Genomic DNA, 16,382 nt, shown 5'->3' with positions numbered 1-16,382 from the left:
GAATCCCCGCACTCTCAGTTATCCACAAGTGGCCGACCCTTGCTAATCGAGTCCCGTCGCCGCGCCTATTTGACCGCCATGCAGGTGGTCAACTGGCTGCCGCGTACCGAATTGCCCTTTGCTGCACCGTCACGGCCTGAGCTGCTGCAAGCGCCAGAGCCGGTGGTGGAGACGTCTATCACGCCGGTGCCGGTTGGCGACAGGCAGGCTGAACCGCCGGTCCGGCCGACCGAGCGGGTGAAAATCGAGGTGCCACGGCCGACGCCCGCAGCGGCGCGTCCGTCCAGCAAACCGCTCGAGACCGCCGAGGCTGAGCCCGTGGTGGCCAAGGCGCCACAGATTCCGCCGCCGCGCTTTGCCCTGCAACTGCTGCGCGCCGGACGTTGCCTGGTGCTGGTGGAGTTGCCCACGGGGGAGGCCTTCCAGAGCCGCGACCCGGCCTACATGCTGCTCAAGGACATGCTGCGCGCCGCTGGCCTGCCGGACAGCCCGCAGATCATCGGCGAGCCGGTGCGCTGGCCGCTGCTGGTACGTGGCGCCCTCGACCAGGGGCCCGACGCCGCGCGGGATTTTGTCCAGGGATTTCTCTCGGCCCGCCTGGAAGACGCGCCCTGTGCATGCCTGTGGTTGATCGGCCTGCCGGCGGTACGTTTCGCCGGCGAGGCGGATGCCGAGTCCTACAATCGCGAACTCCAGGTCGAAGGCCTGGGAACAACCTGGGCCTTGCCTGGGCTGGAACTATTAATGGAAGAGCCACAGCGTAAGGCTGATGTCTGGCAAGCCATGCGTCGGCTGATGGCGCGCTGGAAAGAACCCAATGAGTGACGCTGTAACATTCCGCCCGATGACCGAGGCGGACCTTGATGCTGTGCTGAAAATTGAATACGCAGCGTTCAGTCACCCGTGGACCCGCGGGATATTTCTCGATGGCTTGGGCAAATACCAGATCTGGTTGATGTTCGAGGGTGAACAACAGGTTGGCCATGGCGTGGTGCAGATCATTCTCGATGAAGCGCATCTGCTGAACATCACGGTCAAACCGGAAAACCAGGGCCGTGGGCTTGGGTTGGCGCTGCTCGAGCATTTGATGTCGATTGCCTACAAGGCGGACGCCCGGGAATGCTTCCTCGAGGTCCGCGACAGCAACCGCGCGGCGTTCAGCCTGTACGAGCGTTATGGCTTCAACGAAATTGGCCGGCGTCGGGACTACTACCCGGCGGTCGGTGGTCGCGAAGATGCGGTGGTGATGGTCTGCACCCTGGTGGACTAGTCAGCACCGCGCTGACGAGGGCGAAGACACCCTCGTCGGTGTTTCAGCGCTTGCGACCGACTGGATCGCGTCGCGCCAGTTCGGCTTCATCCAGACCGTCACCCCCTCCGATCTCGCCCTCGCCGACAATGCTTAAATCCCAGTCGGCAGGTTCGTCGCCGCCGGTGTCATGGGCATCGCGTGCGCCGTCTTCTCGAATCAGGTTGCCCGGGGTCAGCTCGTCGTCGCTGGCCTCCTCATCATCCGCCTTGCCAACATCCATGCTGCGCGCCGATTTGCGCGGGGCGGGGCGCTGGCGCAAGTGCTCGGGCAGCTCATCACCGATTATCGAACTTTGCGGTTCTTCATCGAAGTCCAGCTCATGCATCGAACCCATGCGGTCTTCGTTGTCGTCGATGGGCTCAGGCTGCTCCGCACCGTACGGACGTCGTGAATCAGTCATGGCAAATCCTCATAATGGGGGCTTATAAGGTGGACAGGCGTTGCCCTTGAAGATTCCCGGGCTTTTTCGGCGCACTGATCGCACATTGCAACGTGACCTCGACCCACAGTCGGCAGTCAAACCAGCGCATCATTCTTGAGGCTTCAGCATATGAACGAATTACAAGATCTGATTGATAACAACGAGCGCTGGGCCGATGCGATCAAGCAGGAAGATCCTGACTTCTTCGCCAAACTGGCCCGTCAGCAGACGCCGGAGTATCTATGGATCGGTTGTTCCGATGCACGGGTGCCGGCCAACGAGATTGTCGGCATGTTGCCGGGTGATCTGTTCGTCCACCGTAACGTGGCCAACGTGGTGCTGCATACCGACTTGAACTGCCTGTCGGTGATTCAGTACGCGGTCGATGTGCTCAAGGTCAAACACATCCTGGTCACTGGCCACTACGGCTGTGGCGGTGTGCGCGCCTCGATGCAGGACCGTCAGTTCGGCCTGATCGATGGCTGGCTGCGTTCGATCCGCGATCTGTACTACGAACACCGTGACGCCCTGGCGCAATTGCCAACGGAAGAAGAGCGGGTCGATCGTCTCTGTGAATTGAACGTGATCCAGCAAGTCGCCAATGTCGGTCATACCAGCATCGTGCAGAACGCCTGGCACCGCGGACAGAAGCTGTCGGTTCACGGTTGCATCTATGGCATCAAGGACGGTCGCTGGAAAAGCCTGAACGCCACCATCAGCGGCGCCGAGCAATTGCCGCCGCAATATCGCCTGCGTCCGGTCGACGCGCCCTAGAAAGCCCCGGGCCCTGCTTGACAGGGGCCGTGCGGCGCCAGCCTTGCAGGTACAGCATGCCCTCGCTGCTGGGCGGCTCATCGTAACCGGTGATCCAGCCCCGGCAGCGCGGTGAGCCGCATTGGCAAGCGAACTGGCGCAGCAGCCTGGCTTCAGTGTTGGCGTAGTCGATGCTCAGCAGGGTGCCCGGTGAAATGTCCTGCAAGGCCCACATCCACAGCTCACTCATGTCGAGAAAGACATTGGGCTCGCAGGCGTGAGGCAAGTGACCGCAAAAGTACGGATCGTAGACGTGGATGCCCGGCACCAACTGCACCGTGTGCGGTTGGCGGTGGTGCATCAACTGACCGGAAATGCGGCACATGCGGGTAATGCGTTGGTAGTGGCGCTGAGCCCGGACGTTGATGTTGCGGGGGTCATTGCTACTGACAACGAAATCGTCAGGAGACGGATAGCCCTGCTCTGTGCTGAGCGTTGCAAATGGATAAATGCACGTGCTCGGCAGTGTGTGTGCTTTCGCCTGCGGTTTCATAACCATCCCTGTCTGTTGATGGCGGCGATTACCGTGACGGGCCATCCTGTCAGCCCTGCAGCCATGTACCTACGACGCTAGCGTCGCGCAAATGATCTGCAGGGTCTACTGTCAGTTCTGACAGGTGGTGCTGATTCAATACGACAAAAGCTACGGCATCACCGGCGCTACATACGCCAGCGTTGTCCCCAGCGCCCACAGCAAAAACAGCACCAGTGGCGTGTGCACCAGCAACTGCACGAACGAAAACCCGATCAAATCCCGCGCCTTCAAGCCGAGCACCCCCAGCAACGGCAGCATGTAGAACGGGTTGATCAGGTTCGGCAAGGCTTCGGCGGCGTTATAGATTTGCACTGCCCAACCCAGGTGGTACTCCAGGTCGTTAGCCACCTGCATGACGTAAGGCGCCTCGATAATCCACTTGCCGCCACCCGAGGGGATGAAAAAGCCAAGGATGGCCGAGTAAACGCCCATCAGCACGGCATAGGTGTCGTGTGAGGCGAAGCTGACGAAGAAGGTGGAAATATGGTGGGCCAGGGTCTGGCCTTCGGCGCCCTTGACCACCGTCATCAGTGCGGCAATCGAACCGTATAGCGGGAACTGGATCATCACCCCGGTGGTGGTCGGCACCGCGCGGGCCACGGCGTCGAGGAAGCTGCGCGGGCGCCAGTGCAGCAGGGCGCCGAGCATCAGGAACAGGAAGTTGTAGGTGTTCAGGCCCGAGATCGCGCTGATCGCCGGCTTGGTCGAGAACTCATGGAACAGCCAACCCGCCGCCAGCAGCACCAGCAGGATAGTCAGCAGCGGACTGTACTCAAGCCACTCGCCAGGTCGGGTGCGCGGCGCCAGCGCTGGCATGCTAAAGCTGGGGTCGACACCACAGGCTTTGGCGTCGCGCGCTGAACTTGGGCCTGGAGCGGTGGCGTAGGCGACAATCAACGAGACCACGATCAACGCCAGCAGGAGGACGCCGGATTGCCAGAGAAAAATCGTTTCGGTGAACGGGATCACCCCGGTAATCGCCAGAATCGAGGGTGGGAGGCTGCCCGGGTTGGCTTGCAGTTGGGCCGCTGAAGACGACAGGCCCAAGGCCCAGACCGCGCCAAGACCCAGGTAGGCCGCGGCTCCGGCAGCGCGGTAGTCCATGTGCAAATCGGTACGCCGGGCCAGCGCCCGCACCAGCAGCCCGCCGAAGACCAGCGACAGGCCCCAGTTGAGCAGCGAGGCGACCATCGAGATCAATGCCACCCAGGCCACGGCCGAGCGGCCGTTCTTCGGGATGCGTGCCAGGCGGTCGATCAACTTGACGGCCGGAGGCGAGCTGGCGACCACGTAACCACCGATGACCACAAAGGCCATTTGCATGGTGAACGGGATCAGGCTCCAGAAACCGTCGCCGAAGGCCATGGCGGCATCCGTGGGCTTGGCGCCCATCGCCAGGGTGGCGAGTGCAACGATGATCACGGCAAGCGCGGCAAATACCCAGGAGTCGGGAAACCAGCGCTCGGCAAAGTTCGAGCAGCGCAGGGCAAAGCGCGCGGAACGACTATCTGCAATTTCCAGGGACACGTAAGTACCTCATTTTTATGTTTATTGTGGTGCCGATCAGGCGGTTCGGGCCGGTTCGGTCAGACTTCAACCATAAATCAATCCACAGGCGTTTGCGGTTGTGCATCGTGAAATTGGGACTATGGTCTAACGGCTTGTCCGGGAGCCCTTTTACGTAGACCATGGGCGCCGTGTTTTTTCTCCAGTTCTCGAGCCTGCTTATGACTGCCATTGCCGATACTCGACCCAAGCCATTCTCCCGGTCTGATTACAAGACCTTGAGCCTGGCGGCATTGGGCGGGGCCCTGGAAATCTACGACTTCATCATTTTCGTGTTTTTCGCCCTGACCCTCAGCCAGCTGTTCTTTCCGCCGGAAATGCCCGAGTGGCTGCGCCTGCTGCAGAGTTTCGGGATCTTCGTCACCGGCTACCTGGCCCGACCGCTGGGCGGGATCCTGATGGCGCACTTTGCCGACCGCCTGGGGCGCAAGAAGGTCTTCAGCTTGAGTATCCTGATGATGGCGCTGCCGTGCCTGCTCATCGGGATCATGCCGACCTACGCCCAAATCGGCTATTTCGCGCCTTTGCTGTTGCTGTTGCTGCGGGTATTCCAGGGCGCCGCCGTCGGCGGTGAAGTACCCAGCGCCTGGGCCTTCGTCGCGGAGCACGCGCCTGCCGGGCACCGTGGTTACGCCCTGGGTTTCCTGCAGGCCGGGTTGACCTTCGGCTACCTGATCGGCGCGCTGACCGCGACTTTGCTGGCGCAGATGTTCACCCCGGCGGAAATTCTCGATTACGCCTGGCGCTACCCGTTCCTGCTGGGTGGGGTGTTTGGCGTGATGGGTGTCTGGTTGCGCCGCTGGCTCAATGAAACCCCGGTATTCATGGCCCTGCAGGCCAGTCGCGAGACGCACGTCGAGCTGCCGTTGCGCACGGTGTTGCGTGAACACCGCCTGGCGATGCTGCCCGCGGCCATCCTCACCTGCGTCCTGACTTCGGCAGTGGTGACCTTCGTCGTCATCACCCCGACCATGATGCAGAAAACCTTTGGCATGACCGCCAGCCACACCTTCGCCCTCAGCAGTCTGGGCATTGTGTTTCTGAATATCGGTTGCGTGATCGCCGGCCTCATCGTCGATCGCCTCGGCGCCTGGCGCACCGTCATGCTCTACAGCCTGCTGCTGCCGTTGGGGATCGGCGTGCTCTACGCCAGCCTGATCGGTGGGGGGCAGTGGGTGGCGCTGGCGTACGTGATCGCCGGTTTGTGTTGCGGGGTGGTGGGGGCGGTGCCGTCGGTGATGGTGAACCTGTTCCCGGCGCGGATTCGCGTGTCAGGGATCTCCTTCACTTACAACATTGCCTACGCGATCTGGGCCAGCATCACGCCGCTGTTGCTGATCGGACTGATGCCGTGGAGCCCATGGATCTGCGTGATCTTCTGCGCGGTGATGGGCGCCGTGGGCATGGGCGCTGCGCTGTATTTCGGCGCGCGCCTGCCGCTGGTCAGCCAGCCGACAGGCGCGACCTGCTGTTCCTGAGGGATATCAGCCTGCCGGTTTGAGCGCGACAATCATGTCGACCTCGACCGCCGCCCCCTTGGGCAGTTGATACACCCCCACCGAGGTCCGCGTGTGCACGCCGGCCTCGGCGAACACCCCGTAGAGCACTTCCGAGGCGGCGTCGGCCACTTCACTTTGCTGGGTGAAGTCCTCGGCGCTGCGCACGTAGACGTTGATCCGCAAGATCCTCTCAATGCCCTCGAGGTCGCCCAGCTGTTGGCTGAGGACGGCCAGGGCGCGCATCGTGCAAATTTTCGCCGCCAATCGCCCCTGCTCGAGGGACACTTCGGCACCGACGCGACCCACCACCATCACCGTATTATCGATACGTGGAATCTGCCCACTGATGTAGATCTCGTTACCGTTACGTACGGTTGGCACGTAGTTGCCACCAATGCGCATCTCACCGTCGAAGCGATGCCCCAGCTCCTGAGCGAAACCTTCAAACAGTGTTTTGCGTGATTGATCCATACGGCGTTTCTCCTGAGGGTGTGGGGGCAGCGCTGACTATAGCGCCACGGCAAACTATTTTTCTTGTATAGGCTGACAAAGTCCTTCAGAAAAGTTGTACAAGGCCGATGGCAATGTAGAACGCCGCACTCAATCCTGCCCATCGGTATATCCCCCATGTTCAATAAACGTTTGAAGCAGGAGCTGTCGGCTCTTCGCGAGGAACTTTCCAGCCTCAAGCAAGTGAAGGAAAGTCTCGACAGCGAGATGCTGGTGCTGACCCTGGACCCGGATGGCAGGGTGCGCTCGATCAATCCCAACTTTGCCCAAGAGATGATTTACAAGGACAGCGAACTGCTGGGGCGGCACATCGAGGAAATCGTTCCGGCGCAGGTCAAGAACGATGAGTTTCATCTGCGCTTTCGCCATGCCCTGACCCGTGGCGAGCACTTCGCCGGTGCAGTGCGCCTGCTGCGCGGCAATGGCAAGGAAGCGTGGCTGCGCTCGATCGCGCAACCGATACGGGACGCAGAGGGGAAAATCAGGCACATCTCGATTTACTCCAGTGACTTGACCCGCACGATTGAGTCCTCGCGTGAGCACGAGAACCTGATTGGCGCGTTGCTCCGTTCCACGGCCGTGATTGAATTCGACCTTGGCGGCCATGTGCTGACTGCCAACGAACGCTTCCTCAACGGCATGGGTTATGGCCTGGCGCAGATCAAGGGCAAGCATCACCGCCAGTTCTGCGACGCCGAGGAGGCCGGCAGCGCCGCTTACCAGGAGTTCTGGCGGCGCTTGAACAATGGTGAATATGTCGCCGATCGCTTCAAGCGGGTCGACAGCCAGGGCCGCGTGGTGTGGCTCGAGGCGTCCTATAACCCGGTGCACGACGCCAACGGCAAGCTGTACAAGGTGGTCAAGTTCGCCACCGTGATTACCGAACAGGTTCTGCAGGAGCAGGCGGTTGCCGAGGCCGCGAACATTGCCTACAGCACTTCGTTGCAGACTGATAGTTGTGCGCAGCGTGGCACGACGGTCGTGACCCAGGCCGTCGACGTGATGCGCGAACTGGCCCGGCACATGCAGCAGGCCGGCGAGGGCATCGAGGCGCTGAACGAGCAATCGCTGGTGATTGGCAGCATCGTCAAGACCATCAGCGCTATTGCCGAGCAGACCAACCTGCTGGCGCTCAACGCGGCTATCGAAGCGGCCCGGGCCGGTGAACAGGGGCGCGGCTTTGCGGTGGTGGCGGACGAGGTTCGACAGTTGGCATCGCGCACCAGCAAGGCCACCGATGAAATCGTCGGCGTGGTGCGCCAAAACCAGGACATGGCGCGTGACGCGGTGGTGCTCATGAGCGACGGCAAGCAGCAGGCCGAACACGGGCTGGCGCTGGCGGCCGAGGCGGGCACGGTGATCGTCGAGATCCAGGATGGCGCGCAAAAGGTGGTGGATGCGATTGGCCAGTTCACCAGCCAGCTGTCGAGCTGAGGCGCATCCGGACGCGCCGCCGGGTGGTCAGGGGCAGGTCTTTGAGATAGCGTTACAATTTGTCTGATTGCGAGATGCACGTCCCATGAGCAGTTCCCATCGCCGTACGGTTCCACTGTCCAAGGCCTATCGCCTGCTCAATCACGGGCCGACGGTGCTGGTCAGTGCTGCCCACGAGGGCACGCGCAATATCATGGCTGCCGCTTGGGCGATGCCGCTGGACTTCGAGCCACCGAAGATCGCCGTGGTACTCGACAAGTCCACCTGGACCCGCCAATTGCTGGAAGCGTCCGGTACCTTTGTTCTCAACGTGCCCTGTGCCGCCCAGGCCGATATCGTGCAGACTGTCGGCTCGACCAGCGGCGCGCAGCAGGACAAGTTTCAGGCCTATGACCTGCAAACCTTCGCCGGCGAGCAACTCGCGGCGCCAATGCTTGAGGGCTGTGTTGCCTGGTTGGAATGCAGGCTGCTGCCGGAACCGCACAATCATCAGCAATACGACCTGTTTCTCGCCGAAGTGATCGCCGCGCAAGCCGACGAGCGGGTTTTCAGCGATGGCCGCTGGCACTTCGAAGGGCGCGACGAGTTGCGCACGTTGCATCATGTGGCGGGCGGGCATTTCCTCACCATCGGTGAGCCCGTGACCGGCAGGCACCTCGACGCTGAGTGAGTCAGCAAGTGGCGTGCAGGGTCAGATCCATTGATCATTCTGCGCCGTGCGTGCGCCACCTTCAGCACCGGTGTTGAGCACGCCCCGGGGTTCGATCAGCATCAGGCTGACTTCCTGTTCGGCAAAGGGTTTGTGCTCCACGCCCTTGGGCACCACGTACATCTCACCCGCATTCACCAGTACCTGGCCGTCACGAAAATCGATACGCAACTGGCCTTCGAGGACGATGAAGGTCTCATCGGTATCCTGGTGATCGTGCCAGATGAACTCCCCCAGCAGTTTCACCACCTTGAACTGGTAGTCGTTCATTTCGGCGATGACTCGCGGCGACCAGTGCTCGTTGAGCAAATGCAGCTTGTCGCTGAAATTCAGGCTTTGATAGGCAGTCATGGCAAGGCTCGCTCGGTTGGATGGCGAGCCCAGATTAGTCGCGGCGTCTGGGCATTTCTTGCACGATTGTGCGTGGCTCAGGCGCGGTGCATTTTCAGCCAGCGCGCTGGCGACAGGCCGTAGGTCTTACCGAATTGCCGGGTCATGTGGCTCTGGTCACTGAACCCGGCAATCAGCGCAGCGTTCGTCAGCGACTCGCCCTGCATCAGCAGCGCACGCACCAAGTCCAGACGGCGCATGGTCAGGTAGCGATAGGGGCTGGTACCGAACAGCAGGCGAAAGTCGCGGGACAGGCTCCAACGGTCGCGCCCGCTGTGTTCGGCCAATTGGTCGAGCGTCACGTTTTGATCGAGGGCGCCGTGAATCAATTCGCGGGCGCGCTCTGCCGCCAGATAGTCGAAGCGCTTGTGCCGCGTCAGGTTGCCCGACACCTGGCTCATCGCCTGGGCCAGGTCGAACAGCGCGTCCTGCTGCTCCAGCGGATCGAGCGGGCGGTCGATGCTGTGCAGCAGTGCACCGGCAGCAGCGAACAGGCGCGGATCGCTGGAAATCCCGGTCTTGATATAGGGTAGCGGCTGGCCGCCGAGCATCTGCTGAATCAGTGCCGGTTCGACGTAGAGCATCCGGTATTTGAAACCCTCCTCGGTGCCGGCCTCGCCGTCATGGGCCTCGTCCGGGTGCAACACCATGGTGCTGCCCGGCTGGCTGTGGCGCCAACTGCCGCGGTACTGAAAGCTTTGCACGCCGGCCAGGGTGTGGCCGATGGCGTAGGTGTCGTGGCGGTGCAGTTCATAGCCGTGCCCGGCAAAAAACGCTTCGATACGCTCCAGTCCTGCGGTTTCAGGGGCGCGATGCAGCCAGTCGGTGAGGGCAGGGAGCTTGTTCATGGAAAGTCTTCGTTGACGCCGTGGGTCATGGTCTACACGGTAGCGCAGCGACAGGCCGGCTGTCAGCCGGCCAACGGCTTGATTGATCTACGCAAGCTCGGGTAGAACGTGAGGCTGCATAGTGTCGAGCCGCAAAAAGGATAGGGAGAGCCAACCATGAGCGTCACCTTCAGAACCGTACAGGCGCAGGATATTGCGCGCATCTGCAGTTTTGCCCGCACCGAGGAAGAGCAGTTTTTCTTCTTCCCCGCCGCTACCTGGCCGTTGACCGAGGAGCAATTGCAGGCCTCGGTCGACAAGCGATCGGATTCGACGGTCATTGAGCTCGACGGCGTGGTGGTGGGCTTCGCCAACTTCTACAAATGGGAGCAGGCGGGTACCTGCACCATCGGCAATGTGATTGTCGATCCCGCGATCAGGGGCAAGGGCATTGGCGCGCTACTGATCGAGCAGATGATCGACATCGCGCGGACTCGCCATCAGGCCAGTGAAGTGACGTTGTCGTGCTTCAACAGCAATGTGGCGGGGCTGTTGCTCTATCCGAAACTGGGCTTCGTTCCCTATGCGATTGAAGAGCGCCAGGACAAACAGGGCCGACGTCTGGCCCTGATTCATCTGCGCCTGGCGACCTGATCGCGATCAATCGCCGAGGGCTTCACCTTCACGCCGCGGATCGGCCCCACCGGCCCAGGACGCCTTGCCCTGGGCATCACGCACGCGAACGATGGCCTGGGTACCGCTGGTCATGTCGATCTCGTTGACCACGTGCCCCTTGTCCTTGAGTGCCTGAATCAGTGCCGGGCTGAATTGGCCGTGTTCCAGTTCGGTCGGCCCGTTGCGGCTGCCGAAGTTGGGCAGGCTGATCGCTGCCTGAGGGTCGAGTTGCCAGTCGAGCAGTCCGATTGCCGACTTGGCGACGTACTCGATGATCTGTGAGCCGCCGGGCGAGCCGAGAGTGGCCACCAGTTCGCCGCTTTGCCGATCGAAGATCAGCGTGGGCGCCATGGAGCTACGCGGGCGTTTGCCGGGCTCGACCCGGTTGGCCACCGGCAGGCCATTCTCGCGGGCGATGAAGGAAAAGTCGGTCAGCTGATTATTGAGCATGAAACCCTGGACCATTAGGTGCGAACCGAAGGCGGCTTCCACGGTGGTGGTCATCGACACGGCGCCGCCCAAGTCATCCACTGCGACTACCTGGGACGTTGAGATACGCAACGGCGAGCGATCCGTGGCATAGGCCACTTCAATCCCCGGCGGTGTGCCGGGTTGGGCGCTGCCCATGCTGCGTTCGCCGATCAGCGCGGCGCGGCTGGCCAGGTAGGTGGGTGCCACCAGACCGGCCACCGGCACCGGAACGAAATCGCTGTCGGCAACGTACAGCGCGCGGTCGGCGTAGGCCAGGCGCTCGGCTTCGGCGATCAGGTGGACTGCTTCGGCCGGCGGCTCGATGCCGGCCGGCTTGTCCGTCTTCAGCGGTTTCATGGAGGTCAGGGCCAAGCGGTTGTCGCGTGCCTCCAGCGCCTGGAGAGTGCCGAGAATCTGCGCCACGGCAATTCCGCCTGAGGAGGGTGGCGGCATGCCACACACCTGCCAGCGTTTGTAGTCCGTGCACAGCGGTGCGCGTTCCTTTGCCTGGTAGCCCTTGAGGTCACTGAGGGACAGGCTGCCCGGGTTGTTGCTGCCCTGAACTCTGGCGACGATTTCTTCGGCGATCGGGCCTTGATAGAGCGCGTCCGGCCCCTCTGTCGCAATGCGCTTGAGGACCTTGGCCAGCGGCGGATTCTGCAGCAGGGTGCCGATCGCTTTTGGGCTGCCATCGGCATTGAGGAAGTACGCGGCCATTTCCGGCGACGCTGGCAGCGCCGGATCGGAGGCGATCATGGTGTGCAAACGCGGCGAAATCGCGAAGCCCTTTTCCGCCAGGGCGATGGCAGGCTCAAACAGCGTTGCCCAGGGCAGGCGGCCATGTTGGCGATGGGCCATTTTTAAGGCGCGCAAGACGCCGGGCGTGCCCACCGAGCGGCCGCCGATCTGTGCCTGAGGGAACGGCATGGGTTTGCCATCGGCTTGCAGGAACAGCGTCTCGCTGGCGCCCGCCGGTGCGGTTTCACGGCCATCGTAGGTGCGCACGGCCTTGCCGTCCCAGAGCACGATCATCGCACCGCCGCCGATGCCCGAAGATTGCGGCTCGACCAGGGTCAATACAGCCTGCATGGCGATTGCCGCATCAATGGCCGAACCGCCCTGGCGCAGCATTTCGCGGCCGGCAGCGGCAGCCAACGGGTTGGCGGCGGCGGCCATGTGCCTGGTGGCATTTTGGGTATGCAGGTCGCTGCGATAGCCCGAGCCGACTTCCGGAGCCGTGGGCAGGGCACTGACGGTGGTCGAGGCGGGCGGGGCGTTACAGGCGACGAGCGCCAGTGTACCGGCGATCAACGACAGGGCGCCAAGGCGATAAGTGTGCAAGAGAGAAGCAGGGAACACGTGGCACTCCGTCCATGGGATAAAAGATTTGGCGACTGTATCGGCGTGAGGAGTGCGCCGCAACGCTGGCCTTATGCGGTTGGCCTACGGATAAGAGGTTTGAGTCCTTCATACACCGGGGAATTCTCTGTAGTGTCACAGGGAGTTGAACCACACCCAAAACAACAAGAGGTCGATATGCCCAGCGTGTTTCCAGACCATCTCAATTTCGCCGACCAGCGTGCGCAATTCCTCAGTACGGTCGCTGCCGTCGGTGCCCGCCTGACCCACTATCCCCATCCGCTCAAGGGGCCGTTTGGCGAGGACTTGGGCACTGATGTGGCGGTGCTCGGCGATCCCGCCGCCAAACGCCTGCTGGTGCTCCTGAGCGGCACTCACGGCGTTGAGGGCTACTACGGCTCGCAGTGCCAGGCCAAATGGCTCAGTGGGCTGGCTGGGTGTTCAGCGCTGCCTGAGGATGTGGCGGTCGTGGTGATTCATCTGATTAACCCGTGGGGCACGGCATGGCTGCGTCGAGTCAACGAAGACAACATCGACCTAAACCGCAATCAGCTGAATTTTTCCGCAGCACTCCCGGACAATCAGGCCTACGCCGCACTGCACGGCATCTACGACTTTACCGAGTTGCGTGGACCCCAGCGCCAACGTGCCGATGATCTGCTCGCCGAACAGTTACAGGCGCAGGGCTGGCCGGCGGTGATGTCGATTGTCGAAGGCGGTCAGCACAGTCATCCCGACGGTTTTTTTTACGGCGGTCTCGAGGCGAGCTGGTCGAACCGCACCTTGCACCAGATCATCGACACCCATCTGGCGCACGCGGAAGTCGCGATGTGCTTCGACCTGCATACCGGGGCCGGTGAATACGGCCACCCGATGCTGTTGACCGTGAGCCAGGCGGTGTATCCGGCTTTGGCCCAGGCCCAGGCGCTTTACGGTCCATGGTTGTACACCGTGCAGACCGGTACTGCAGAACACAGCGAAACCGGAATCGCCGCCTCAGCCACCGGCTACACCTCACAAGCGCTGCTCGACGCGCTGCCACAGACACGTCTGATGCCGTTTGTCATTGAGTGCGGGACCTATCCCACGCAAGCGGTGCATGAGCATCTGCGCGACGATCACTGGTTGCACCTGCACGGCGATCCGTTGGACGAGGTGGGGCGCGAGATCAAGCTTGGGCTGCTGGAGCAGTTCTATCCGGCGGATCCTGACTGGCAGGAATTGACCTGGGTGCGTACCCGGCAGATCTGGGACAAGGCGCTGGCGGCTTTGCCGAACCTTTGATGCGCCAGGCGTGGCTGGCGCTTTGCCGATAACGTGTCACAAGCGCCGGCTACCTTTCGGTAAGCCGGCTTATGTCCACCAGGTCGAGGCGTCCTTACAGCGACCAGCGCACCGTCATCATGGCGTTGCGTGGATCGCCATAAACGTTGAAAGCATTCCAGGTGTTGCTGTTGATGCTCTGGTAGTACTTCTTGTCGAACAGGTTGTTCACGTTCAAGCGCAGGTCAATGTTTTCCGAGACTTTGAAGCCGGCCATCAGGTCAACGATGCTGTAGGCCTTCTGTTCGATGCGGTAGCCGGTGCCTTTGTTGTAGATGGTGTTTTGCGCGGTGAGGCCGCCGCCAATACGCCAGCGCTCGAGCGCTCCCGGCAGGGTGTACGTGGTGTTGGCCTTGAACAGGTGGCGGGGCAGGTCACTGGCAAACAGTCGGCCTTCATTATCCGGATTGGCATCCTTGCGGTATTTGGCGGAGTTGTAGGTATAGCCAGCCGCCATTTGCCAGCTCTCAGTCAGTGCACCGCTGACCTCCAGTTCCAAACCCTCGCTGCGCACTTCACCTGATGCCTGGTAGCAAGAGACACCGGCCGGTGCCTGACAGACCCCCGGGGTGTTGATCACCGAAGCACGGTTTTCCTGGTCAATACGAAAGATCGCTGCGCTGGCGTTCAACGCCCCGTTGAAGTACTCGGCCTTGATGCCGGCCTCGTAGTTCTTGCCAACGATCGGTTTGATCGCTTTGTTATCGGCATCCACTACACCTTGCGGGGTGAAGATATCGGTGTAGCTGACATACACCGAGTAGGTGTCATTGAGGTCGTAGATCAGACCGGCGTACTTGGTCAGGTTGCGGGTGACATCGTACTGGCTGGATGTCGGGTTGACGCCGACGATGTTGCTGGAGTTCTGGATCTCGTAGTCATACCAGTCAAGGCGTCCGCCAAGGATCAGGTGCAGCGGATCGGCAAGGCTGAAACGGCCGGTGATATAGGTTCCGGTCTGTTCGGTTTCACTCTGCTGTTGCCAGGCTCCCATGTTGAAGGTGGGAATGGGTGTGATGTGAGGGTTCCAGTTGTAAATGTCGACATTCGACGCCGACAGCACCGTGGTCCCGTTACCGCTGAAGTTTTCCTTTCGGCGACTGGCGCCCACCACCAGTTCATGTTCTCGACCAAACAGCTGGAAAGGCCCGTTGGCAAACATGTCGTAACTGGTTTGGTCGTTGGTGTATTTGAACTTGCCCGTCATCTGGTTGTATGTGCCGTCAACGGCGCCGGCACTGACATAGGATGCCAGGAGATCCAGCTTTGACCACATCTTGGTGGCCGCCATGCGCATTTTCCAGCCATTGTCGAAGTGGTGCTCCAACTCACCGAAGACGCTGTTATTGTCCTGATCCCAGCGTCCCCAGTCGTTGCCCAGGTAGGTGGAGCGCGGCAGGCCCAGGTCGCCACCATCGCTGGCAGTGGGCACGCCGCCCCAGGCGGTGTTGTTGTTGAGGTTCTGGTTAGAGGCGCCCAGGGTCAGGGTGGTGCTGTCACTGAGGTCGGCTTCACCAATACCGTAGAACAGGGCGTGTTCTTTGTTCACGACGTCCTGAAAGCTGTCTTTGATCTGATAGCTGGCGACCGTGCGGCCACGCAGGCTGCCGTTGTCGTTCAGGGGGCTGGAGGCGTCCACCTCGGCGCGGTAGTTGTCCCAGGTACCGGCACTGGCGGTCATGCTGGCCTGGGGCTCGTGGCCTGGACGTTTGCGCACCAGATTGATCGCGGCTGACGGGCTGCCCGAGCCGCTCATCAGGCCGGTGGCGCCGCGCACCACTTCGACCCGATCGAGCATGGCGGTGTCCGCCGCAGCGATGGTGTCCCGGGCGGTGTAACTGGACACCGTGGTCGGCAAGCCGTCGTACATGATGTTGTCGACCTGAAAACCGCGGGCGTAGTAAGTCGGGCGCTCCGGTCCGTCCTTTTCCACCGTGACTCCGGGGACGTCCTTGATGACGTCGTGCAAGTCCTGCATGCCGCGGTCGTCCATACGCTGGCGAGTGACTACCGAGACCGATTGCGGTGTTTCGCGCGCGGTCAGGGCCAGCTTGGTCGCGGTCTGCATGGGGCCTGTGGTGTAGGATTCGCTGCCCTCGGTCGTGGCACCCAGAACGGCACTCTTGATATGGGTTGCGCCCAACTCCAGCGTCGAACCACCCTGCGTCTCGATCAGGCTGTAACGGTCCACCCCCTCCTGGCGTACCTGCAACCCGCTATTGGCCAGCAGATGGGCAATGCCTTCGTCGAAGGAATATCGGCCCTGGATACCCGGGCTAAGTAAGCCCTGGGTTTGCGTCGAGGCGAACGACAAGGTCACGGCACTGGTCGCGGCGAACTGGCTAAGGGCGGTACCCAGTGGTCCGGCCGCGATGTTGTATTCGAGCTGTTCTGTGGCGGGTTGCGCCCAGGCGAGTGGGGCGAGGGTGGTGGCGCCCAGCGCTGCGCTCAGGCCAATGCTCAGTAGCGTGGAACCGAGCTTCAGCCGCAAGGCCGGTTGGTGCAGGTGACGTGGGTGGCTCATGCAATACTTCCTAT

General features: G+C 61.7%; 16 protein-coding genes and 1 pseudogene. 9 read left to right on the top strand and 8 right to left on the bottom strand.

What is annotated here, in order from left to right; genetic code table 11:
- Positions 1–39: 39 nt before the first annotated feature.
- A complete protein-coding gene (locus tag KW062_RS24905; RefSeq protein WP_105754819.1) occupies positions 40–825 on the top strand; it encodes an energy transducer TonB in 786 nt (261 codons plus the stop codon).
- The gene (gene rimI, locus KW062_RS24900) at positions 818–1,270 is read left to right on the top strand and encodes a ribosomal protein S18-alanine N-acetyltransferase (protein WP_105754818.1); all 453 of its coding nucleotides are present in this window, start codon (positions 818–820) and stop codon (positions 1,268–1,270) included. Before KW062_RS24905 ends, rimI begins: the two co-directional genes overlap by 8 nt.
- Before the next feature lie 43 nt (positions 1,271–1,313).
- On the opposite strand, the gene KW062_RS24895 is transcribed toward rimI, so the two are convergent.
- Positions 1,314–1,712, bottom strand: coding sequence for a serine kinase/phosphatase (locus KW062_RS24895; RefSeq protein WP_105754817.1), 399 nt, complete (start codon positions 1,710–1,712; stop codon positions 1,314–1,316).
- 150 nt (positions 1,713–1,862) lie between these two features.
- On the opposite strand from KW062_RS24895, the gene can reads away from it, so the two are divergent.
- On the top strand, positions 1,863–2,507 hold the full coding sequence (gene can, locus KW062_RS24890; protein ID WP_027619466.1) for a carbonate dehydratase: 645 nt from the start codon (positions 1,863–1,865) through the stop codon (positions 2,505–2,507).
- Here the strand turns inward: can and KW062_RS24885 are convergent.
- Positions 2,449–2,871, bottom strand: a complete 423-nt coding sequence (locus tag KW062_RS24885) for a hypothetical protein (RefSeq protein WP_327192014.1) — start codon at positions 2,869–2,871, stop codon at positions 2,449–2,451. The genes can and KW062_RS24885 overlap by 59 nt on opposite strands.
- Before the next feature lie 318 nt (positions 2,872–3,189).
- Positions 3,190–4,608 (bottom strand): short-chain fatty acid transporter, encoded by a 1,419-nt coding sequence (locus tag KW062_RS24880; RefSeq protein ID WP_027619468.1) that lies wholly within the window; start codon positions 4,606–4,608, stop codon positions 3,190–3,192.
- A gap of 200 nt (positions 4,609–4,808) precedes the next feature.
- On the opposite strand from KW062_RS24880, the gene KW062_RS24875 reads away from it, so the two are divergent.
- On the top strand, positions 4,809–6,125 hold the full coding sequence (locus tag KW062_RS24875; RefSeq protein ID WP_105754826.1) for an MFS transporter: 1,317 nt from the start codon (positions 4,809–4,811) through the stop codon (positions 6,123–6,125).
- Between the two features lie 6 nt (positions 6,126–6,131).
- Here KW062_RS24875 and KW062_RS24870 read toward each other — a convergent pair whose 3' ends face one another.
- Positions 6,132–6,617, bottom strand: a complete 486-nt coding sequence (locus KW062_RS24870) for a RidA family protein (RefSeq protein WP_105754816.1) — start codon at positions 6,615–6,617, stop codon at positions 6,132–6,134.
- A gap of 156 nt (positions 6,618–6,773) precedes the next feature.
- Between KW062_RS24870 and KW062_RS29355 the strand changes: the two are divergent.
- The 3 genes and pseudogenes from KW062_RS29355 to KW062_RS24860 all read left to right on the top strand — a co-directional run.
- Positions 6,774–7,502: pseudogene (locus KW062_RS29355) on the top strand (PAS domain-containing protein); the annotation flags it as partial.
- A gap of 156 nt (positions 7,503–7,658) precedes the next feature.
- Entirely contained in the window at positions 7,659–8,090 is a 432-nt protein-coding gene (locus KW062_RS29350; protein ID WP_371321460.1) for a methyl-accepting chemotaxis protein, read from the top strand.
- 85 nt (positions 8,091–8,175) lie between these two features.
- Positions 8,176–8,760, top strand: a complete 585-nt coding sequence (locus KW062_RS24860; protein WP_027619472.1) for a flavin reductase family protein — start codon at positions 8,176–8,178, stop codon at positions 8,758–8,760.
- A 21-nt stretch (positions 8,761–8,781) separates the two neighbouring features.
- Here KW062_RS24860 and KW062_RS24855 read toward each other — a convergent pair whose 3' ends face one another.
- Both KW062_RS24855 and KW062_RS24850 read right to left on the bottom strand, forming a co-directional pair.
- Positions 8,782–9,150, bottom strand: coding sequence for a cupin domain-containing protein (locus KW062_RS24855; RefSeq protein ID WP_105754814.1), 369 nt, complete (start codon positions 9,148–9,150; stop codon positions 8,782–8,784).
- Positions 9,151–9,227: 77 nt separating this feature from the next.
- Complete coding sequence (locus KW062_RS24850; protein WP_027619474.1) at positions 9,228–10,037, bottom strand: AraC family transcriptional regulator; 810 nt, start codon at positions 10,035–10,037, stop codon at positions 9,228–9,230.
- A 156-nt stretch (positions 10,038–10,193) separates the two neighbouring features.
- On the opposite strand from KW062_RS24850, the gene KW062_RS24845 reads away from it, so the two are divergent.
- The gene (locus tag KW062_RS24845; protein ID WP_027619475.1) at positions 10,194–10,670 is read left to right on the top strand and encodes a GNAT family N-acetyltransferase; all 477 of its coding nucleotides are present in this window, start codon (positions 10,194–10,196) and stop codon (positions 10,668–10,670) included.
- Positions 10,671–10,676: 6 nt separating this feature from the next.
- Here KW062_RS24845 and KW062_RS24840 read toward each other — a convergent pair whose 3' ends face one another.
- Positions 10,677–12,521 carry a gamma-glutamyltransferase family protein gene (locus tag KW062_RS24840; RefSeq protein WP_105754813.1) on the bottom strand — a complete coding sequence of 615 codons (1,845 nt, stop codon included), beginning with the start codon at positions 12,519–12,521 and terminating at the stop codon, positions 10,677–10,679.
- A gap of 177 nt (positions 12,522–12,698) precedes the next feature.
- On the opposite strand from KW062_RS24840, the gene KW062_RS24835 reads away from it, so the two are divergent.
- Positions 12,699–13,805, top strand: a complete 1,107-nt coding sequence (locus KW062_RS24835; RefSeq protein ID WP_027619477.1) for a DUF2817 domain-containing protein — start codon at positions 12,699–12,701, stop codon at positions 13,803–13,805.
- A 94-nt stretch (positions 13,806–13,899) separates the two neighbouring features.
- Here the strand turns inward: KW062_RS24835 and KW062_RS24830 are convergent, their stop codons facing one another.
- Positions 13,900–16,368 carry a TonB-dependent siderophore receptor gene (locus tag KW062_RS24830; RefSeq protein WP_105754812.1) on the bottom strand — a complete coding sequence of 823 codons (2,469 nt, stop codon included), beginning with the start codon at positions 16,366–16,368 and terminating at the stop codon, positions 13,900–13,902.
- Positions 16,369–16,382 lie beyond the last annotated feature (14 nt).

The sequence above is a fragment of the Pseudomonas fluorescens genome (genome assembly GCF_019212185.1).
In the GTDB taxonomy this organism is placed as follows: domain Bacteria; phylum Pseudomonadota; class Gammaproteobacteria; order Pseudomonadales; family Pseudomonadaceae; genus Aquipseudomonas.
Note: the sequence above shows the minus strand (reverse complement) of the source record. Positions and strands in the feature narration are given on the sequence as shown.